Below are 22,466 nucleotides of genomic sequence, written 5' to 3'. Positions count from 1 at the left end.
GTGGAGCCGGGACCGCTGCTCGCAGCCACCGAACTCGGCGGCGACACGGTCACCGGTTCCCGGAAATGTCCTCCCGCGCGAACTCGCAGGTGCCTGTCGACTGTTTAGTCATTCGAGAAGACGGGAAATCGACGCCCCAGGGCCGGAAGCGTCACCGGTGGCACCGCCGGCCCAGGTTCCGCGGGTTGAGCCCCCAGGTCGCGGGACCGCCCCGGGGCTTTTTTATCGGCGGCGCCGCTCGTGAGCGGTGAGCAGCAGAGCGTCGAAACGGTCGCGAAACGAAGTGGGCGTGTGGATTTCGTCGCCGAATGCGAGAACGAGTTGCTCCGCGATGACGCGGATCTTCGTGTTCGTCTGCTGTGACCGCCACGTCAGGAGGTCGAAGGCGGCGTCGGTGGAGACGGAGTAGACGAGCATCCGCGCACCCTTGGCCTGTTCGATGACTGCCCGCGAACGGACGATGTCGAGCGAAGCGACTTCCGCCGTGTCGAGTAAGCGGGGGTTGTCCCAGATCTCGTCGGTCCTGTCCTGCCACACGAGCACGACGAAGCGGGCGTCCGCGGAGGTGAACGTGGAGGCGACCTCGTGCGCCCACAGCCAGTAGTTCCCGTTCCTGTGCCGGACGCGGGCATAGCCCGCTTGGGCGGCGCCGGTATCGAGGACACCCCCGGACGAGGCCGAACTACCGCGGCGCGTCCGACGGGTGCATCAAACCGGCGAGGTCCACACGATCGAATTCGTCCAATCGGTAGCCGACGAGGTCGGCCAGGGCCGGGTTCGTCAACACCAGTCGCCGTCGGTCGTCGTACACGCAGACGGGGCGCGGCAGAGAGACGACCAGCGAGGTGAACGCGTCGTGGCCGAGGCTGTCGGTCGGTGTGAGGGGGAACCCGGACATGCGTACTTCCCTCAATTCTTCGCCCCGACGACGACTCGTACAGCCGATCGTCGCGGCGAGCGCAGAACGATCCGCTAGAGGGATTCGGAGCCGACCCCGGTTCGGCTGGGTGTGACGTGCGTCCTACTCGCTGAATTCGCCCATCGCGGGCGTCCATCCGCGGATCTGCACCCTCTCGACCAGATTTTCCTGTACGAACGGATCCTGCCTGAACAGGCGTGCGACGGCGTCCTCGTCCTCGGCCTCGACGATGAACAGCGCACCGTGGCCGTCGGTGAGGGGGCCGGTCGAACGCATGACCTTGCGGCGGACGAGTTCGGTCAGCCATCCACGATGCTGCGTCCGATGATCGTCGCGCAGGGACGACGTCTCGGGGCTGTACGTGTACTCCACGACGAACAGGGCCATCAGGTTCTCGCTCAGCCGTGGTCGATGTACGACTCGAGCTGGTCGCGTTCGGTCTGCAGCTCGCCGATCCGGCTCTTCACCACGTCGCCGATGCTGACGATGCCGACCAGCTGCCCGTCCACGATCACCGGCAGGTGCCGGATCCGGCGTTCGGTCATGGTTTCGGCGAGACTGTCCACGGTGTCGGTCGGGAGACAGGTGAACACCGATGTCGTCATGATGTCCACGACCCGGGCATTCAGGATGTCGGGGCCGCGCTCGTGGATGCGGCGCACGACGTCGCGTTCGGTGACGATCCCGACGACGGCGTCGTTCTCCGTTACCACCAGGGCGCCCACATTGTGCCTGGCGAGTTCGCCGATCAGTGTGCTGACCGGCATCTCCGGATCGACCGTCACCACGGCCGGACCCTTGTTCCGCAACACATCCGCGATTCGCATCTGGACACCCCGATCTGTGGGCACTCCGACTGGCCGCCGATTCGATCATAGGCAGACTTCGAGCCTATGCCAGCGCTTCTGCCGGTCTTGGTTTGGTTATCTACTCGTGACCGCCGTGTCCCGCGGGCCGGTGTGCGGGTCGGGCGCCCACCGGGACTGCGGTGTTAGGTTGGCGCTGTGCCGATCACCGTGCTACTCGTCGACGACCAGGAACTGATGCGGATGGGCCTCAACATGGTGCTCGACGCTCAGGACGACATCACTGTCGTCGGTGAGGCGAGCGACGGAGCGGCGGCCGTCGCCGCGGTCCGCAAACTCGAACCCGATGTGGTGTTGATGGACGTCCGTATGCCGGTGGTGGACGGGGTCAGCGCGACCGCCCAGATCCTGGAGTCGGGGGTCGCGAGTCGCGTGCTGGTGATGACCACCTTCGACCTCGACGAGCACGCCATGGGTGCGTTGCGGGCCGGGGCCAGCGGCTTCCTGCTCAAGGACACCCCGTCGGAAGACCTGGTGTCGGCGATCCGCAGTGTGGCCGCGGGGGACGCAGTGGTGTCGCCGAAGGTGACCCGCCGGTTGCTGGCGAGGTTCCTCGACGACGGTCCCGGTCCGCTTCGTGACCCGGAGGTCCTCGACGTGCTGACCGAGCGTGAACGGGAAGTGCTGCAGCTGGTCGCCACCGGGTTGTCGAACACGGAGATCGCCGGTCAGCTCTTCCTCTCGGAGTCGACCATCAAATCGCACGTGGGCCGGATTCTGACCAAGTTGAACGTCCGCGACCGGGTCCAGGCAGTGGTGCTGGCCTACGAGACGGGCCTGGTGCGACCCGGCTCGTAGGCCGGCGGGTGGGGAAGCGTACTGCCGCTAGACGGTGAAGGTGCCGACGGTCGGGACCACGGTGCACGTGACGGAGTCGGCGTAGCCGACCGTCCCGAACATCGTCGCGAGGACGGTTCCCTTGCCGGTGTCGACGATCTTCGACAGCAGCGGGGTATTGATGATCGGCAGCTTGTCGTCGAGCTTGACGATCCCGCCCTGGAACGTCGTGAGGTTGATCCAGGCGACGCTGAGGTCGGACGACTGCGGGATCGCGACGTAGGCGGGGATGGCCTGGAATCGGAGTTGGTTCGCGGTGATCTGGGGGAACAGGTTCGGTCCGCCCTGAGCGCTCGCCAGCGTGACCGTCGCGGGCTTGTCGGCGACGCCGCACCCGAGTGTGGGGGACGGGTACATGAAGTCCTGCGGTGTGGTGAGTCCGACCTCGAGCACATCCTTCGGGATGAACACGCTGGCGCCGAGAAGAGCGTCCACGGCGGCCGTCGCGGCGGGGGAGACCTCGGTGGCCAGCGCCTGCAGTTCGGCGGCACCCTTCGCGAAGTCGGCGACCGGTGCTGCCGATGCCGGTCCCGAAGACAGCATGCCGAAGGCGGCTGCGGACGCGAGAACGATTGCGGCTCGGCGGAAGACGGTGGAACGCGTCATATCGGCTCCTCGTTGTGCGCGGGGTCGGAAGACCTCCATCGCAGTGAACTGCATCATGCGCAGACTCTCAATGTCAACTTGAGGTTTAGCATTGTGAGCGCTTCGATATCAACGGCCGGGAGAAAATCGGCGCCGTCGAACGTTGAACGATCAGACGGTTGACCCAGACCCTCGATGACCCGGCCGTCCGAAAGGGGGCGTCATGTACGCCGCACTGTTCCTGTTGTACGTAGTGGTGGAGATCGCCGCGCTCGTCCTGGTCGGTAACGCGATCGGCGTGCTGTGGACGGTTCTCCTCCTGCTCGGTGGAACGCTGATCGGACTGCTGCTGATGCGGTCGCAGTGGCGTCGTGTGATGGACGGCCTGCGCCGGGCGGCGAGCGGCGACGGCTCTCCTGGTGCGGCGGTCGCGGACGGTGCACTCGTCGCGTTGGGCTCCGCGCTGATGTTCGTCCCCGGCCTGGTCACCTCGGTGCTCGGGCTGCTCTTCCTCGTTCCCCCCACCCGATGGGCACTTCGGCCCGTCGTGGTGCTGCTGGCAGGCAGGCGTGCCGCCACCGTCGCGGCCGGGGCGGAGGCGTTCGCGCGGGCACCCCGGCGGGGAGGCGGCGAGGTCATCGAAGGGGAGGTGGTCGACGAGGTCTTCGAGGGCGTAGTGATCGACGAGGAGCCCCGAACCCCGACCCGTGATCCCCGCGTTCTGCCCTAACAGGCAGACTGATTGCCTGTGACTACACAACTGCTGGTCGGCGGCCGAATCTACAGTTCCTTTGCTCCAGACGCCACGTCGATGGCAGTGACCGACGGCGTCGTGTCGTGGGTCGGCGACGACCGCGCGGCCCGTGCGCTGCACCCCGGCGCCGAGGTGGTCGACCTCGGCGGCGCGTTCGTCACCCCGGCTTTCGTCGACACCCACGTGCATGTCACAGCGCTCGGCCTGAACATCGTCGGGCTCGACCTGGTCGGTGTCGGATCGCTTCGCGAATGCCTGGACCGGCTCGCCTCCTTCGCCCGCACCCACGGCGACGCGGTCATCTGGGGACACGGCTGGGACGAATCGGCGTGGCCGGACGGCGCCGGTCCCACCACGGCGCAACTCGACGAGGCCGCGCCCGGACGCACGGTGTATCTGTCTCGGATCGACGTCCATTCGGCAGTCTGCTCGACGGCCCTGCGCCGGTCGGTCCCGGATCTGAGCGACACCGCCGGCTTCTCGCCGGAGGGGCCGCTGACATTCGAGGCGCACCACGCCGCCCGCACCGTCGCGCGCTCACTGCTGACGGCCGAGCAGCGTTCCGCCGCCCGCATCGCGGCCCTCGACGCCATCGCCTTCCGCGGCATCGTCGCAGTGCACGAGTGCGGGGGCCCCGACATCGCCGGACTCGACGATTTCCGTGAACTCCTCGCCACCCCGCACGGTGTCGAGGTCCGCGGCTACTGGGGTGAGGCGGTCGCCGACGCCGAGGAGGCCAGAAAGCTGTTGAACATCACCGGCGCCCACGCGCTGGGCGGCGACCTGTTCATCGACGGATCCCTCGGCTCCCACACGGCGTGGCTCAGCGAACCCTATGCCGATCTGGACGGCGGCACCGGCAAGAGCTACCTGGGAGTCGACGAGATCGCCGCACACGTGCGCGCCTGCACCATCGCCGGAATCCAGGCCGGATTCCACGTCATCGGCGACGCCGCCGTCCGGGCCGCGGTCGACGCGTTCGCCGTCGTCGCCGACGAACTGGGCGGTCCCGCGGTCGCGAAGGCCGGGCACCGACTCGAACACGCCGAGATGTTGACCGGTGACGACGCGGCGCGGCTCGCGCAGTGGGGTGTGATCGCCAGCGTCCAGCCCGCGTTCGACGCCCTGTGGGGTGGGACCGACGGCCTGTACGCGCAGCGCCTCGGAACCGAGCGTGCCCTCACCCTCAACCCGTTCGCCGCCGCCGCCTCCGCCGGGGTGTCGCTGGCACTGAGCTCCGACGCACCCGTCACCCCGGTCGACCCGTGGGCGATGCTGCGCGCGGCCGTCCACCACCGCACGCCCGGCAGCGGGATCTCCCCCCGCGCGGCGTTCTCGGCTGCCACGCGCGGCGCGTGGCGGGCCGGCGGGGTCCGGGACGGTCTCGCCGGGACGCTCGACCCCGGAGCGCCCGCGTCGTACGCCGTGTGGGATGCCGGTGAACTCGTGGTCAGCGCGCCCAAGGACTCCGTGCAGCGGTGGTCGACCGATCCCCGGTCCCGGGTCCCGGCCCTGCCGCGGCTCGAGGACGACGCGCCCACACCCGTGCTGCTGCGTTCGGTGCACCGGGGGAGCGTCGTCCATGAGCGGTAGCACCGCGTCTCGCTGGACCACCGGAAAGCGCGGCGTGCTGGTACGTTCCGTCCTGTCGGTGGCCGCGGGATTCCTCGTGTTCGCCGGCTTTCCGCCCCGTCCCCTCTGGTTCCTCGCACCCATCGGCATCGCCCTGCTGACGCTGATCCTCACCGGTGCGGGGGGTGCGGCACCGAGATTGCGCGCGGGCTTCGGCTACGGCTACCTCGCGGGACTCGGCTTCCTTGTGCCGCTGCTCCCGTGGATCGGGGTGTTCGTCGGCGCCCTCCCATGGCTTGCCCTCGCCGCGGTCGAGTCGGTGTACATCGGATTGTTCGGGGTGCTCGCCGTGCTCGTCTCCCGGCTGCGCTGGGCCCCGCTGTGGATCGCGGCGTGCTGGTCGCTCACGGAGTGGCTGCGCGCCAGCGTGCCGTTCGGTGGCTTCCCCTGGGGGCGGTTGGCGTTCGGCCAGTCGGAGGGCTGGTTCCTACCGCTCGCGAGCATTGGCGGTGCCCCGTTGCTCAGCTTCGCCGTCGCGCTGACCGGCGCCGGACTGGCATCCGTCGCCGTGACGGTGCGAGCCCGGGCGAGCGGCGCCACGAACTGGACGCGGCCGCTCGCAGGCGGTCTGGTCGCCGCCCTCGCCGCGACGGTCGTGTCGCTCGCGCTGGGGCCGACGCTGCCGGGCATGGACTCGGGAGACCCGACGATCACCGTCGCCGCGATCCAGGGCAGCGTCCCCAAACTAGGACTCGACTTCAACGACCAACGCAAGCGGGTCCTCGACAATCACGTGAACCGCACCCTCGAACTCGCAGACGACGTCGCGTCGGGCGCGGCGCCGCAACCCGACCTCGTCGTCTGGCCGGAGAACGCGTCCGACATCGATCCCCTGCGCAACGCCGACGCCGCCGCCGACATCTCCCGGGCGTCCGAGGCGATCGGTGCGCCGATTCTGGTGGGCGCGGTGCTCGTGAATTCCGACCGCACCACCACCAACTCGGTGATCGTGTGGGACGGCGATGCGGGACCGCAGGAGCAGCACGACAAGAAGATCATCCAGCCGTTCGGCGAGTACCTGCCGTACCGCGGGTTCTTCCGGCACTTCTCCTCGTATGCCGACCGGGCGGGCAACTTCGTTCCCGGGGACGGGGACGGGGTCGTCCACGCGGACGGAATCGCCGTCGGGGTCGCGACCTGCTACGAGGTGGCGTTCGACCGGGCGTTCGAGCAGTCGGTGCGCAGCGGCGCCGAACTGCTCGCCGTCCCCACCAACAACGCCACGTTCGGCGACACCGAGATGACCTACCAGCAGCTCGCCATGTCACAGGTGCGGGCCGTAGAGCACGGTCGCGCCGTCGTCGTCGCCGCGACCAGCGGTGTGAGCGCGATCATCGGCCCCGACGGGTCCACGGCGGCGGAAACCCCACTTTTCGTACCCGCCGCCCTGGTGTCGCAGGTGCCGCTCCGCACCGGTATTACGCTGGCAAGTCGGCTCGGCCCGATTCCGGAGGTTCTCCTCTGTGTCGGCGCCGTCGCTGCCGTCGCGTTCGCCGTGGTGCAACGACGACGCACAGTTCGCCCACTGATTCAACGCAATACCGAGAAGGCGCCGGCAGTTGCCGGCAGGGAGGATCCTCATGGCATCGGAGACCGATTCCGGGCAGAGCGGGGCACCGAGCGCACGGACTCTGGTGATCATTCCGACGTATAACGAGCGGGAGAATCTCGGCCTGATCGTGGGGCGCCTGCATGCGGCGCTGCCGCGGACGCATGTTCTGGTTGTCGACGACGGCAGCCCCGACGGCACCGGAGACATCGCGGACGCCCTCGCGTCGAACGACGACGCCGGCCGCATACACGTGATGCACCGCACCGAGAAGAACGGTCTCGGAGCCGCCTACATCGCCGGATTCCACTGGGGCCTGGACCGGGACTACACCGTCCTCGTCGAAATGGACGCGGACGGCAGCCACGCGCCCGAGCAGTTGCATCGCCTCCTCGGCCAGGTGGACGCCGGCGCCGACCTCGTGCTCGGTTCGAGGTACGTGCCGGGCGGCACGGTGGTCAACTGGCCGAAGCACCGCGAGTGGCTCTCGCGCGGCGGGAACATCTACTCGCGGCTCGCCCTGGGCGTGAAGATCAAGGACATCACGGGCGGATACCGGGCGTACCGCCGTGAGGTGCTCGAGAAGCTCGACCTCGCTGCGGTGGAGTCGCATGGCTACTGCTTCCAGGTGGACCTGGCGTGGCGGGCCATTCAGGAGGGCTTCGACGTCCGCGAAGTTCCCATCACGTTCACGGAACGAGAGATTGGCGAATCCAAGATGAGCGGCGGGATCGTCCGCGAGGCGCTCCTCAAGGTCACACAGTGGGGGCTGCGGAATCGAATCGCCAAGATCAAGGGTGTGACAGCTGGCTAAGGCTCGGCACCGACCGCTGCCCCGCTCCTTCCCGGAAGGAGTGGGGCAGTGCTATATCTATGTCCGGAAACAGGATCCACGTGGGTAAACCCGCGCAGTGTCCACATTGTGAGACGCCCTGAAACGGTCTGAACCGTACGTCCGATAGGAACCTGAAGCGTACTCCCGGGTAATGTTCGGTAAATTCCCAGGTTCGCAGGTCACTATGAGTTTCTTCGGTGGCCGGTGGGTTCGTCCCACCGCCGGAGCGGGAAAGAGGACGAACAAGGTGGTCGAAGCTGTGCCGAGTGGTGACGTGACCACCGAGGGTCGCCTTCCGGACGGTGCATTTCCGCTCTCCGCCGCTCAGCAGGGCATGTGGTTCGCCCAGCAACTCGATCCCGACGTACCCGTCAACATCGCGCAGTGCGTCGAACTCGTGGGTGCCCTCGACGTACCGCTGCTGTCGGAGTCGATGATCACCGCGGGCCGCGAGCTCGGCTCCGCATTCCTCCGACTCGTCGAGGTCGACGGGGTTCCCTACCAGCTGGTCGATCCGACCCTGGAAGCATCGGTCCGGTTCGTCGACCTGCAGCACGAGCCCGATCCGCGGGCCGCGGCCAAGGAGTGGATGCGGCAGGAGTACACCGCCCCGCTCGACGTGTGTCGCGATCGGCTCACGACCTCGGCGCTTCTGCGCATCGGGCCGGATCGCCACTACTGGTACAGCAGGGTCCACCACGTCGCGCTCGACGGCATGGGATCGGTGACGCTCGTCAACCGGACCGCGGAGCTCTACACCGCAGCCGTCGAGGGGCGCGCCGCCGGGCCGTCCAAGGCTGCCGAACTCACCGACGTCGCCCGGGTCGACGAGGACTACCGGACGTCGGCGCGCTACCGGGCCGACCGGGAGTACTGGTCCGAGCGGGTGTCCACCATCGGCGAACCGCACAGCCTCGTCGACCGGAGCGCCCCCGCGCGGGCCCGGAGCCGCACGACGGGCGGCCAGATCCCCGACGCCCTCGTCGACCACCTCGAGGCTGCGACGGACCGCCACGAGTCGTCGACCGCGTTCGAGGTCATCGCCGCCTTCGCCGCGTACCTTTCCCGGATGACCGGACGCGAGGAGGTCGCGGTCAGCCTGCCCGTCACCGCCCGCACCACCGCGCTGCTCCGCCGCTCGGGCGGCATGGTGTCCAACGTCGTCCCGTTGCGCCTGCACGTGCGCCCGGACATGACGAACACGGATCTGGTGGCGGCGGTCCGGCTGGAGGTCACCGCGGCGCTCCGGCATCAGCGGTACCCGCACATCGACATCCGTCGCGACGCGGCCATCGATCATCAGGGTTTCTACGGCCCACTGATCAACGTCATGCTGTTCCACAGCGAGATCACCCTCGGCAGCATCGTCGGCAGGCTCGAACTGCTGTCCACCGGACCGATCACCGACCTCGCGGTCAACGTCTATCACGGGGTCGCCGGCACCAGCCTCAACCTGGACCTCGAGGCCAACCCCGACCTGTACTCCGAAGACACCCTCGCCGCGCATCACGCTCGCTTCAGCCGGTTCCTCGGCGCGTTCCTCATCTCCGACACCGACGGACCACGACGGATCGGCGACCTCGACATCCTCGACGAGGACGAACGCCGCAGCCTGCTGCCGGCCACCGGGCGCGCCGGATTCGCACCCGTCACGCTGCCGGATCTACTCGCCGGCGCCGTCCTCAGCAACCCGGACGGCGATGCCCTCGTCGCACCCGGGCACGGGACGTCCGCCGCCGCGCTGAGCTACCGCGCCCTGGACGAGACGTCGAACCGGCTGGCGCGGCTACTGATCGACCTCCAGGTCGGCCCGGAGGTCATGGTGGCGTTGGCGCTGCCGCGGTCGGTCGAGTCCGTGTCCAGTGTGTGGGCGGTCGCGAAGGCGGGGGCGGCGTTCGTTCCGGTGGATCCGGGTTATCCGTTCGAGCGGATCGCGTTCATGCTGGAGGATTGTGGTGCGCCGATCGGGATCACGACCGCCGCGTTGCGGGAGGGTCTGCCCGACGCGACCCAGTGGATCGTGCTCGACGACTCGGAGTTTGTGTCTGCCGTTGCCTCCTATCCGGCGGATGCGGTCACCGACGCCGACCGCGCGGGTGTGTTGTCGGTGGATCATCCGGCGTATGTGATTTACACCTCGGGGTCGACGGGTCGGCCGAAGGGTGTGGCGGTCACGCATCGGGGTGTGGTGAATCTGGCTGCGGATGAGCGGGACCGTCTGGTGGTGTCGTCGGGTTCGCGGGTGTTGCATTTCGCGTCGCCGAGTTTCGATGCGTCGGTGTTCGAGTTGGTGATGGCGGTGTGTGCGGGGGCGACGCTGGTGGTGGCGCCGACCAGTATTTTCGGTGGTTCGGAGTTGGCGGAGTTTGTTGCCGAACATGAGGTGTCGCATGCGTTTTGCACGCCGGCGGTGTTGGCGTCGTTGGATCACCGCGGTCTGGACCGTTTGAAGACGGTGGTGGTGGCGGGTGATGTGTGTCCGCCGGAGTTGGTGGCGCGGTGGGCGCCGGGTCGGGTGATGGTCAATGCGTATGGTCCGAGTGAGACGACGATCATGTCGTCGGCGACCGGACCGTTGGTGCCCGGGCGGGCGGTGAGTATCGGGTCACCGACTGTGGGTGTCGACCTGGTGGTCCTCGACCACCGGTTGCGTCCGGTCCCGGCCGGGGTGCGCGGCGAACTCTACGTCCTCGGGTCGAGCTTGGCTCGGGGGTATGTGCGTCGGGCCGGGTTGACGGCGGGGCGGTTCGTGGCGTGTCCGTTCGGTGCGGGTGGGCGGATGTACCGCACGGGTGACGTGGTCCGCTGGGTGACCGCCCCGGACGGGTCTCCGGTTCTGGAGTTTCTGGGCCGCAGTGATTTTCAGGTCAAGATCCGGGGGTTCCGGATCGAATTGGGTGAGATCGATGCCGCGTTGGTGGCGCATCCGGTGGTGGAGTTCGCCCACACGGTCGGCTATGACGACGGGGGTGGGAGCAGTCGCCTGGTCTCGTATGTGTTGCCGGCGCCGGGTGTGGAGGTCGACACCGGTGCACTCGCGGGGTTCGTGGGGGAGCGGTTGCCGGGGTACATGGTGCCGTCGTCGATCATGGTGTTGGATTCGTTGCCGCTGACCCCGGCGGGCAAACTGGACCGCAACGCCCTGCCCGCACCGGTATTCGCCGCACGCTCGGCCGACATCGTGCGCCCGAAAACGGTCACCGAGGAGGTCCTCCTCGGGATCTTCCGTGACGTCCTCGGCCTGCCCGAACTGAGCGTCGACACAAGCTTCTTCGAACTCGGCGGCAACTCGCTGATGGCCACCCAGGTCGTGTCCCGCGTGAACGCCGCCCTCAGTGTGCGGATCGGGGTCCGGGACCTGTTCCAGTCGCCGTCGGTGTCGCAGCTAGCCGTCGCCGCGGCGAACACGAACCCGCAACCCGACCCGCGGCCGGTGCTCGAAGCGCGGCAACGACCCGACCGCGTGCCGCTGTCCGTCGCGCAGCAACGCATGTGGTTCCTCAACCAGTTCGACACGGCATCGCCCGCCTACAACCTGCCGATCGCGTTGAGGCTCACCGGCCCACTCGACCGCAATGCCCTGCGAGCGGCGCTCGACGACGTCCAGGAACGTCACGAAGCGCTGCGCACCGTCTTCCCCGACACCCCTGACGGACCCCACCAGCTGATCATGCCCGCCGTGAGTGTGCTGGCAGGCGACGATCCGATCGACGTCGACGCGGATTCGCTCACCGCCGCGGTGACGGCACTCGGCGGTGCCGGATTCGACCTCACCATCGACAGACCGCTGCGCGCCGGGCTGTTCCGTGAGGCACCCCACCGGCACGTTCTCGTCCTCGTGGTTCATCACATCGCCGCCGACGGCTGGTCGATGACGCCGCTGGCCGCCGACGTGATGGTCGCGTACGCGGCGCGGGCAGCCGGTCACGCACCTACCTGGGCACCGCTCCCGGTGCAGTACGCCGACTACAGCCTCTGGCAGCGGGACCTACTGGGTTCGGAAGACGACCCGAACAGCCTGTCCGCCAGGCAGATCGCCCACTGGCAGGCAGCGCTCACCGGTGTGCCGCCACTGATCGAGCTGCCCACCGACCGGACACGGCCCGCCGAGATGTCCCACCGGGGCGGGCGTGTCGAGTTCACGATCCCGGCCGACGTGCACGGGCGTCTCGTCGATCTCGCACAGAGCACCGGCACGACGCCGTTCATGGTGACGCACACCGCGCTGGCGGTGCTGCTCCGCCGTCTCGGCGCCGGATCGGACATTGTGATCGGCACACCGGTCGCGGGACGCGGCGAGGAAGCGCTCGACCACCTCGTCGGCATGTTCGTCAACACCCTCGTGCTCCGCACGACCGTCGACCCCGGCGACACCTTCGGTGACGTACTCGCCCGCACCCGCGACGCCGACCTCGCCGCGTTCCAGCACGGCGACGTCCCCTTCGAGCGCCTCGTGGAGGTGCTCAGCCCCGCCCGGTCGTCGGCCCACCACCCGCTCTTCCAGGTGATGCTCACCTTCCAGAACACCGCGAACACCCGGGTGGAACTCGACGGACTCGAGGTCGAGGCAACCGAGATCGACGTCCACGGGGCGAAGTTCGACCTACAACTCACCGTCGTCGAGCAGTTCGACTCCGCCGGCGCCCCCGCCGGGCTGGCCGTGCAACTGTCCTACGCGACAGACCTGTTCGACGAGGACACTGCCGTGTCGATCGGTGAACGGTTCGGCCGGCTCCTCGACGCGGTCGTCGACAACCCGCCGGTCTCGGTCGGCGACATCGACCTGCTCGACGCGGACGAGCGGTCCGTCCTCGCGGCGGCCAACGCAACGCACCACCCCGTGCCGGCGGATACCCTGGTGTCGTTGTTCGCGGCTCAGGCCGCCGCCACTCCCGACGCCGTGGCGCTGGTATTCGAGGACCGGTGGCTGACCTACGCCGAATTCGACAAGCACACCGACCGCCTCGCCCGCTACCTGATCGGAATCGGAGTGGGACCGGAGTCCGTCGTCGCGGTCGGGATGCGCCGATCACTCGATCTGCTCGTCGCCATCTACGCGATCGTGAAGGCAGGAGCCGCATACCTGCCGATCGATCCCGATCACCCCGCCGAGCGCACCGCATACGTGCTCGACACCGCCCAGCCGGTGTGCGTGCTGACGCGCGCCGACGACACCACCTTCAGCACCGCGGCACCGGTGATGAACGTCGACACCCTCGACCTCCCCGACGAGGACTCGGCACCGATCTCCACCACGCTCACCGCCGACAACACGGCGTACGTGATCTTCACGTCTGGGTCGACGGGCCGGCCGAAGGGTGTCGCCGTCACCCACGGTGCGATCGTGAACCGCCTGTTGTGGATGCAGCACGAATACCGGCTGACTTCGGACGACGCGGTGATGCAGAAGACTCCGGTGACGTTCGACGTGTCGGTGTGGGAGCTGTTCTGGCCGCTGCAGGTCGGTGCCACGCTGGTGATCGCCGCACCGGACGGACACCGCGACCCCGACTACCTCGCCACCCTCATCCGTCGACACCGCATCACCACGATGCACTTCGTGCCGTCGATGTTGTCGGTGTTTACTGTCGAACCTGCTGCGGCGCAGTGTGATTCGTTGCGGTTGGTGTTCTGTTCGGGGGAGGCGTTGACGCCGGAGCAGGTGTCGCGGTTCCGGGCGGTCAGTGGTGCGGATCTGCACAATTTGTACGGTCCGACGGAGGCCGCGGTCGACGTCACGTATTGGGAGACCGGTGCGGCGGACACGCACACGGTGCCGATCGGGCGTGCGGTGTGGAACACCCAGTTGCATGTGCTCGATTCGCGGTTGCATCCGGTGCCGAACGGGGTGGCGGGGGAGTTGTATCTGGCGGGGGATCAGCTGGCGCGGGGGTATCTGAATCGTCCGGATCTGTCGGCGGACCGGTTCGTGGCGAATCCGTATGTGGCGGGTGGGCGGATGTACCGCACGGGTGATCTGGTGCGTCGCCGCACCGACGGTGCGCTGGAGTATCTGGGGCGGACGGATTTCCAGGTGAAGTTGCGCGGTCAGCGGATCGAGTTGGGGGAGATCGAGACCGCGCTCGAGACCCATCCAGATGTGTCGCAGGCGGTTGTGGTGGTGCACCGCGACGACCACGGCGAAGAGGCCCTCGTCGCCTACACGGTGGGGGCCGTGGACGTCGCGGCGACCGATCTCCGCGACCACCTTGCCCGGGTTCTCCCCTCGTACATGATCCCGGTGCACGTCGTGCACCTCGACACACTGCCGCTGTCGGTGAACGGCAAACTCGACCGCAAGGCCCTGCCCGCGCCGAATCTCGACGCGGCTACCACCGACTACGTGGCACCGCGGACGCCCGCCGAGATGATCGTGGCCGGTGTGTTCACCGAGATCCTGGGGGTCGAGCGGGCCGGCGTCCACGACCACTTCTTCGACCTCGGCGGCAACTCGCTCGTCGCCACCCGACTCGTGTCGCGACTGCGCGCGGCGCACGGCGTCCCGGTGTCGCTGCGCGACGTCTTCGATGCGCCGACCGTCGGCGCGCTCGCGCAACGGTACGAGGGCGTCGACCGAGACACGAACCCCTCGAGTCCCGCACTGGCCCCGCAGCTGCGGCCGGAGCGGGTGCCGTTGTCGCCCGCCCAGCAGCGGGTGTGGTTCCTCAACCAGTTCGATACCTCGAGCCCCGTCTACAACCTGCCTCTCGCCGTGCGGTTCTCGGGTGACCTCGACGTCACGGCACTGAATCGCGCGCTCCGTGACGTGCTGAACCGGCACGAATCGCTGCGCACCGTCTTCCCCGGCTCAGACACGGGACCCTGGCAGCGCATCCTCGACGCCAACGACGTCGACCTCGGCCTCACCGTCGTCGAGGCCCGGGAGGCCGACCTCGACAACTCGATCCGGACGTTCGCCCTCACCGGCTTCGACGTCAGCACCGAGATTCCCGTGCGCGCACAACTGCTGCGCGTTCGGGACGACGAACACGTGCTGACCCTGGTGGTGCACCACATCGCCGCCGACGGATGGTCGTTCGCGCCGCTGTCCCGCGACCTGATGCTCGCGTACGCCGCGCACAGCGGCGGCCACGACCTACAGTGGACGCCGCTGCCGGTGCAGTACGCCGACTACACACTCTGGCAGCGAGAACTCCTCGGCGAGGAGGACGACCCGAACTCACGGGCCGCCCGCCAACTCTCCTACTGGGGAACCGCGCTGGCCGGGCTGCCGGACAGCATCGACCTGCCCACAGACCGACCCCGACCCGCCGTCGCGTCGAAACACGGCGCGACCCTGTCGTGGGAGGTCTCCGCGGAACTGCACCAACGCCTGCTGACCCTCGCCCGCACACAGAACGCCACCCTGTTCATGGTCGTGCACTCCGCCCTGTCGGTGCTGCTCGGCCGGCTCAGCGCGACCACCGACATCGCGATCGGCACACCCGTCGCCGGCCGCGGCGACCGCGACCTCGACGACCTGGTCGGCATGTTCGTCAACACCCTCGTGCTCCGCGCGCAGGTGGACCCGGCGTCGTCGTTCGCCGCACTGCTGCAGCAGGTCCGAGACGCGGACCTCACCGCGTTCGCCCACGTGGATGTGCCGTTCGAACGCCTCGTGGAGCACCTGAACCCCACCCGCACGGCAGCCCACCACCCGCTGTTCCAGGTCGCGCTGTTCTTCCAGAACCACGCGCCCGCACACCTCGAACTCCCCGGCCTGTCGGTGTCGAGCGAACCGGTCCTCCCCGACGTCGCCGCGTTCGACCTGCAACTCGTCCTCACCGACACCTACGGCGCCGACGGCAGGCCCGGCCCCATCGCCGCCGAATTCAATTACGCCACCGAACTGTTCGACGAGAGCACGATTCGCTCGTTCGGTGCACAGTTCGTCCGGATCCTCGAGGCGGTCACTGATGCACCGCAGACGCCGGTCGGCGACATCGCGATCGCCGACCCGACTGCGCGCCTCCGGGAACTGGCCGGGTGGAACGCCACGGATCACGAGGTTCCCGTCGCCACCCTGCCGGACCTGTTCGATACGCAGGTGGCGCGCACACCCGGCGCGACGGCCCTGGTCTTCGACAGCGTTTCCCTGACCTACGCCGAGCTGGACGAGCGGGCGAATCGGCTCGCCCGGTATCTCGTGTCGTGCGGTGTGGGGCCCGAATCACGGGTCGCGCTGGCGATGCGGCGTTCGCTCGACCTGGTGGTGGGGATGTATGCGGTGGTGAAGGCCGGGGGTGCGTATGTGCCGGTCGATCCGGATCATCCGGTCGATCGCATCGGGTACGTGCTCGACTCGGCGCAGCCGGTGTGTGTGCTGAGCACGTCCGCCGATCGCGGCGATCTTCCCGCCATGTTCCCGGTGATCGAGGTCGACGCGCTGGACCTGTCGGAATTCGGGTCGCATCCGATCACCGATGCCGACCGGGTCGCTCCGTTGCGCCCGTCCAATACCGCCTACGTCATCTACACGTCGGGGTCGACGGGTAAGCCGAAGGGTGTGGCGGTGCCGCACGCGGGCATCGTGAACCAGTTGGTGTGGATGCAGTCGGAGTACCCGCTCACCGCGCGGGATGTGGTGTTGCAGAAGACGGCGACGACGTTCGACGTGTCGGTGTGGGGGTTCTTCTGGCCGTTGCAGGTCGGTGCGGCGATGGTGTTGGCGAGTCCGGACGGGCACCGGGACCCGGTGTATCTCGCGCACACGATCGACGAGCAGGGGGTGACGGTCACCGATTTCGTGCCGTCGATGTTGGATGTGTTCGTAGCGTCGGTGCCTTCCGGCTCGTGTTCGAGTCTGCGGCATGTGTTCGTGATCGGTGAGGCGCTTTCCCCCGAAACCGCAAGTCGGTTCCGGGCCCTGTCGTCTGCCGGGCTGCACAATCTGTACGGGCCGACGGAGGCCGCGGTGTCGGTGACGTACTGGGAGACGTCGGACGTCGACGACACGACTGTGCCGATCGGTGTGCCGGAGTGGAACACTCACGCGTACGTGCTCGACTCCCGGCTCCACCCTGTTCCGGCGGGGGTGCCGGGGGAGCTCTACCTCGGTGGCATCCAGTTGGCGCGGGGGTATCTCGGCCGCGTCGATCTCACGTCGGACCGGTTCGTGGCGAATCCGTTCGGTGATACCGGGGCGCGGATGTACCGGACGGGTGATCTGGTGCGGCGTCGGAGGGACGGTGTGCTCGAGTACATCGGGCGTACCGATTTCCAGGTGAAGTTCCGTGGTCAGCGGATCGAGTTGGGGGAGATCGAGGCGGTGTTGCGGTCGCATCCGGAGGTGACCGGTGCTGCGGTCCTCGTCTACTCGGATGCTGCGACGGGTGATCATCTCGTGGCGTATGTGGTTTCCGTGTCCGGTCGCGCTGTCGACGCCGCGGCATTGCGTGCATTCATGTCCGGAGCATTGCCCTCGTACATGCTGCCGTCGGCCGTGGTGCTGCTCGAAGAGTTCCCGCTGAACACGAGCGGGAAACTGGACCGCAAGGCCCTCCCCGCGCCGGAGTTCTCCTCGGCTGCAGGTGAATACATCGCACCGTCCACGAGCGTCGAGCACTCCGTCGCCGCGGTGTTCGGCACGGTGCTCGGACTCGACCGGGTGAGCGTCCACGACAGTTTCTTCGACCTCGGCGGCAACTCACTGATCGCCACCCAGCTGGTGTCCCGGATCCGCAGCGAACTCGACGTGCCGCTCGCGGTGCGGGACCTGTTCGAGTCGCCGACCGTCGCAGAGCTCGCGGCCCGACTGTCGCAGTCGGACAGTGCGGACACTCGACCGGCACTGACGCGGCGCGAGCGGCCGGAACAGGTTCCGTTGTCGCCGGCCCAGCAGCGCATGTGGTTCCTCAACCAGTTCGACCCGTCGTCTCCGGCCTACAACCTGCCGTTCGCGGTGCGGTTCACCGGGGCACTCGACCGGGCGGCACTCGAGGCGGCCATCGCAGACCTGATCGAACGCCACGAAACGCTGCGCACGGTGTTCCCGGATTCGGCGACCGGTCCGCACCAGGTCGTGCGCGACACCGCCGACGCACCAGTGAATCTGCCTGTCGCCGCCGTCGGTGAGGACGACCTGGAGACCGTCCTCGGACGATTCTTCACCACCGGTTTCGACGTCACCACCGACCTGCCCGTCCGCGTCACGCTGATCGCGGTGGGCGCCGACGACCACGTGCTGGCACTGGTGGTGCACCACATCTCCGGCGACGGCTGGTCGATGGAACCGATGGTGCGCGACGTGATGATCGCGTACGCGGCCCGCACACGGGGAGAGTGCCCCACCTGGACGGCGCTTCCCGTGCAGTACGCCGATTACGCCCTCTGGCAACGTGACCTGCTCGGCGAGGAATCCGACCCCGACTCGGTCGCGGCCCGGCAACTCGACTTCTGGGCGAACACCCTCGCGGGTGTTCCCGAGGAGCTGGATCTCCCGACGGACCGGCCGCGGCCCGCGGAGCAGTCGTACCGCGGTCGGCACGTCGACTTCGCCGTCGACGCGTCGACGCACCGCGCGTTGGCTGCGCTCGCACAGTCCCGGAGGGCGACGCTGTTCATGGCCGTGCACACCGCGCTCGCCGTCCTGCTCGGCCGTCTCAGCGGCTCCTCGGACGTCACCATCGGCACCCCCGTCGCGGGCCGCGGCGAACGCGAACTCGACGATCTGATCGGCATGTTCGTCAATACGGTGACCCTGCGGACCCCCGTCGATCCGGGTTCGGCGTTCACCGACCTGCTCGACCATGTCCGGGACGTGGATCTCGCGGCGTTCTCCCACGCCGACGTCCCGTTCGAACGGCTGGTGGAGGTCCTCAGCCCCACCCGGCACGCTGCCCGCCACCCGTTGTTCCAGGTGATGCTCACCTTCCAGAACCTCGAGCAGACCACACTCGAACTCGACGGACTCACACTGCGCGGACTCGACACCGACATCGACGTCGCGAAATTCGATCTGCACCTCACCCTCGTCGAGCGGTTCGACGCCGACGGCGATCCCGACGGGATCACCGCGCAACTGACCTACGCCTCGGACCTGTTCGACGAGGCCACGGCTGCCGCCATCGCCGCCCGATTCACCGCGATCCTCGATGCCGTCACCACGGATTCGGGCACGCGTGTCGGCGACATCGAATTGCTGGACGCCGGCGAGAGCGCCGCACTGGCGCACTGGAACTCGACCGACCACGACGTTCCCGTCGCCACCCTGCCGGACCTGTTCGATACGCAGGTGGCGCGCACACCCGGCGCGACGGCCCTGGTCTTCGACAGCGTTTCCCTGACCTACGCCGAGCTGGACGAGCGGGCGAATCGGCTCGCCCGGTATCTCGTGTCGTGCGGTGTGGGGCCCGAATCACGGGTCGCGCTGGCGATGCGGCGTTCGCTCGACCTGGTGGTGGGGATGTATGCGGTGGTGAAGGCCGGGGGTGCGTATGTGCCGGTCGATCCGGATCATCCGGTCGATCGCATCGGGTACGTGCTCGACTCGGCGCAGCCGGTGTGTGTGCTGAGCACGTCCGCCGATCGCGGCGATCTTCCCGCCATGTTCCCGGTGATCGAGGTCGACGCGCTGGACCTGTCGGAATTCGGGTCGCATCCGATCACCGATGCCGATCGGGCGCATCCCCTGCGCGCGGACAACACCGCCTACGTCATCTACACGTCGGGGTCGACGGGTAAGCCGAAGGGTGTGGCGGTGCCGCACGCGGGCATCGTGAACCAGTTGGTGTGGATGCAGTCGGAGTACCCGCTCACCGCGCGGGATGTGGTGTTGCAGAAGACGGCGACGACGTTCGACGTGTCGGTGTGGGGGTTCTTCTGGCCGTTGCAGGTCGGTGCGGCGATGGTGTTGGCGAGTCCGGACGGGCACCGGGACCCGGTGTATCTCGCGCACACGATCGACGAGCAGGGGGTGACGGTCACCGATTTCGTGCCGTCGATGTTGGATGTGTTCGTAGCGTCGGTGCCTTCCGGCTCGTGTTCGAGTCTGCGGCATGTGTTCGTGATCGGTGAGGCGCTTTCCCCCGAAACCGCAAGTCGGTTCCGGGCCCTGTCGTCTGCCGGGCTGCACAATCTGTACGGGCCGACGGAGGCCGCGGTGTCGGTGACGTACTGGGAGACGTCGGACGTCGACGACACGACTGTGCCGATCGGTGTGCCGGAGTGGAACACTCACGCGTACGTGCTCGACTCCCGGCTCCACCCTGTTCCGGCGGGGGTGCCGGGGGAGCTCTACCTCGGTGGCATCCAGTTGGCGCGGGGGTATCTCGGCCGCGTCGATCTCACGTCGGACCGGTTCGTGGCGAATCCGTTCGGTGATACCGGGGCGCGGATGTACCGGACGGGTGATCTGGTGCGGCGTCGGAGGGACGGTGTGCTCGAGTACATCGGGCGTACCGATTTCCAGGTGAAGTTCCGTGGTCAGCGGATCGAGTTGGGGGAGATCGAGGCGGTGTTGCGGTCGCATCCGGAGGTGACCGGTGCTGCGGTCCTCGTCTACTCGGATGCTGCGACGGGTGATCATCTCGTGGCGTATGTGGTTTCCGTGTCCGGTCGCGCTGTCGACGCCGCGGCATTGCGTGCATTCATGTCCGGAGCATTGCCCTCGTACATGCTGCCGTCGGCCGTGGTGCTGCTCGAAGAGTTCCCGCTGAACACGAGCGGGAAACTGGACCGCAAGGCCCTCCCGGATCCCGAATTCGGCTCGAATGCAACCGAATACGTGGCACCCCGCAACGAGGTGGAGCAGACGGTCGCGGACGTGTTCGCCGACGTCCTCGACGCCGGCCGGATCGGTGTGCACGACAGTTTCTTCGACCTCGGCGGCAACTCGCTGTCCGTCACCCGGGTGACGGCGCGCATCACCGAGGCGACCGGAACCCGGCTGTCGGTTCGTGACGTGTTCGATGCGCCTACCGTGGCCGCACTGGCGTTGCGCATAGACTCCACCACGAGTGCGGTGCGCCCGGGCCTGACTGCAGTGACCCGGCCCGCCCGCATCCCGCTGTCGCTCGCGCAGCAGCGCATGTGGTTCCTCAACCAGTTCGACGCCGACTCCCCGGCCTACAACCTGCCGTTCGCGGTGCGGCTGTCCGGCGCGATCGACACCGCAGCATTGGCGGTGGCGTTCGACGACGTCGTCGAACGCCACGAATCGCTGCGCACGGTGTTCCCGGACGTCGGGGACGGCCCCGAGCAGATCGTGCTGCCCGCCTCCGACGTCTCTGTGACACTGCAGCCGGTCGACGTCACCGAAACCGACCTCCTCGGCCGAATGCTGGCGTTCGCGTCCCGCGGATTCGACGTCACCGCGGAGACACCCATACGGGCCACGCTGTTCCGCACGTCGCCCACCGAGCACGTCCTGGCGATCTCGCTGCACCACATCGCGGCCGACGGCTGGTCGTTCGGACCCCTCGGCCGCGACGTCATGGTTGCCTACGCGGCCCGCGCCGACGGTCATGCCCCGCAATGGGCGCCGCTCGAGGTTCAGTACGCCGACTACAGCGTGTGGCAGCGTGAGGTGCTCGGCAGCGAGGACGACGCCGAATCCGTCACGTTCACCCAACTCGGATACTGGACGCACACACTCGCAGGCGTGCCCGACGCACTGCGCCTGCCCTTCGACCGGCCGCGTCCGGCTCAGCCGACGTACGCCGGGCGATCGGTGGGCTTCGGCATCGATCCCGAAACCCACCGCGGCATCCAGCGACTGGCCCGGGAACACGGGGCCACCACGTTCATGGTGGCCCACGCCGCGTTCGCGCTGCTCCTGGGACGTCTGTCGGCCACCGACGACGTCGCGATCGGCACGCCGATCGCCGGACGCGGCGAACGCGCTCTCGACGACCTGGTCGGCATGTTCGTCAACACCCTCGTCCTGCGCACCGCCGTTCGCAGCGAAGACAGCTTCGCCGAGTTGCTCCACACGGTGCGCGACACCGACCTCGCGGCGTTCGCCCACGCGGACGTCCCGTTCGAGCGGCTGGTCGACGTGCTCGCCCCGACGCGCACCCCGGCGCATCATCCGATCTACCAGGTTGCGCTGTCGATGAACCCGGTACAGGCGGACGCGTACGAACTGCCGGGATTGCGGATCGGCGTCGAGGACGTGGATCCGGGGGTCGCCAAGATCGACCTCCAGTTGACGTTGGGCGAGAATCTCGACGACACCGGTGCACCGTCCGGGATCCGTGCCGAATTCATCTACGCCACCGACCTGTTCGACGAGTCCACCGTCCGTGACCTCGCGTGGCGACTGCAGCGGATTCTCGAGGCCGTGATCTCCGACCCGGGCACCGCCGTCGGTGATCTCGACCTACTCCATGACACCGAACGGGCAGCTCTCGTCCCGGCAACGGGCAGGCCCGGACTCGCACCCGTCACCGTGCCGGATCTGCTCGCGGGTGCCGTGCGCAGCAACCCGGACGGTGACGCGCTCGTTGCCCCGACAGCGGTCGGTGCGTCCGCGGGCGAAACCAGCACGC

General features: G+C 68.2%; 9 protein-coding genes and 1 pseudogene (1 of these 10 only partly in view). 6 read left to right on the top strand and 4 right to left on the bottom strand.

The features are described from left to right. Positions 1 to 222: 222 nt before the first annotated feature. The 3 genes and pseudogenes from FND50_RS19485 to FND50_RS19475 form a co-directional block, all read right to left on the bottom strand. Positions 223 to 898 (bottom strand): annotated as a pseudogene (locus FND50_RS19485) (PAS and ANTAR domain-containing protein). A gap of 123 nt (positions 899 to 1,021) precedes the next feature. After that, a complete protein-coding gene (locus FND50_RS19480) occupies positions 1,022 to 1,306 on the bottom strand; it encodes a YciI family protein (RefSeq protein WP_144286771.1) in 285 nt (94 codons plus the stop codon). A gap of 11 nt (positions 1,307 to 1,317) precedes the next feature. Then, positions 1,318 to 1,746, bottom strand: a complete 429-nt coding sequence (locus FND50_RS19475; RefSeq protein ID WP_005246355.1) for a CBS domain-containing protein — start codon at positions 1,744 to 1,746, stop codon at positions 1,318 to 1,320. 177 nt (positions 1,747 to 1,923) lie between these two features. Here FND50_RS19475 and FND50_RS19470 point away from each other — a divergent pair, with 177 nt between their 5' ends. Continuing rightward, a complete protein-coding gene (locus FND50_RS19470) occupies positions 1,924 to 2,583 on the top strand; it encodes a response regulator transcription factor (protein WP_005260679.1) in 660 nt (219 codons plus the stop codon). A gap of 27 nt (positions 2,584 to 2,610) precedes the next feature. Here the strand turns inward: FND50_RS19470 and FND50_RS19465 are convergent, their stop codons facing one another. Continuing rightward, positions 2,611 to 3,228, bottom strand: coding sequence for a hypothetical protein (locus FND50_RS19465; protein ID WP_005260678.1), 618 nt, complete (start codon positions 3,226 to 3,228; stop codon positions 2,611 to 2,613). 202 nt (positions 3,229 to 3,430) lie between these two features. Between FND50_RS19465 and FND50_RS19460 the strand changes: the two genes are divergently transcribed. The 5 genes from FND50_RS19460 to FND50_RS19440 all read left to right on the top strand — a co-directional run. Next, entirely contained in the window at positions 3,431 to 3,937 is a 507-nt protein-coding gene (locus FND50_RS19460; protein ID WP_005575303.1) for an FxsA family protein, read from the top strand. 12 nt (positions 3,938 to 3,949) lie between these two features. Continuing rightward, entirely contained in the window at positions 3,950 to 5,554 is a 1,605-nt protein-coding gene (locus FND50_RS19455) for an amidohydrolase (RefSeq protein WP_144286770.1), read from the top strand. Then, positions 5,544 to 7,247 (top strand): apolipoprotein N-acyltransferase, encoded by a 1,704-nt coding sequence (gene lnt / locus FND50_RS19450; protein ID WP_144286769.1) that lies wholly within the window; start codon positions 5,544 to 5,546, stop codon positions 7,245 to 7,247. The genes FND50_RS19455 and lnt overlap by 11 nt, the downstream gene beginning before the upstream one ends. Continuing rightward, positions 7,174 to 7,956 (top strand): polyprenol monophosphomannose synthase, encoded by a 783-nt coding sequence (locus FND50_RS19445; protein WP_144286768.1) that lies wholly within the window; start codon positions 7,174 to 7,176, stop codon positions 7,954 to 7,956. The genes lnt and FND50_RS19445 overlap by 74 nt, the downstream gene beginning before the upstream one ends. A gap of 268 nt (positions 7,957 to 8,224) precedes the next feature. Then, positions 8,225 to 22,466, top strand: partial view of a non-ribosomal peptide synthase/polyketide synthase gene (locus FND50_RS19440; protein ID WP_260850515.1) — the beginning only. 15,302 nt of this gene lie beyond the right edge of the window; only the first 14,242 of its 29,544 coding nucleotides appear in the window; its start codon is at positions 8,225 to 8,227; its stop codon lies beyond the right edge, outside the window.

This window comes from Rhodococcus sp. WB9 (genome assembly GCF_007558985.1).
Classification (GTDB): Bacteria; Actinomycetota; Actinomycetes; order Mycobacteriales; family Mycobacteriaceae; genus Rhodococcus_F; species Rhodococcus_F opacus.
The sequence above is the reverse complement of the archived record's forward strand: the minus strand, read 5'-3'. Positions and strand labels throughout refer to the sequence as shown.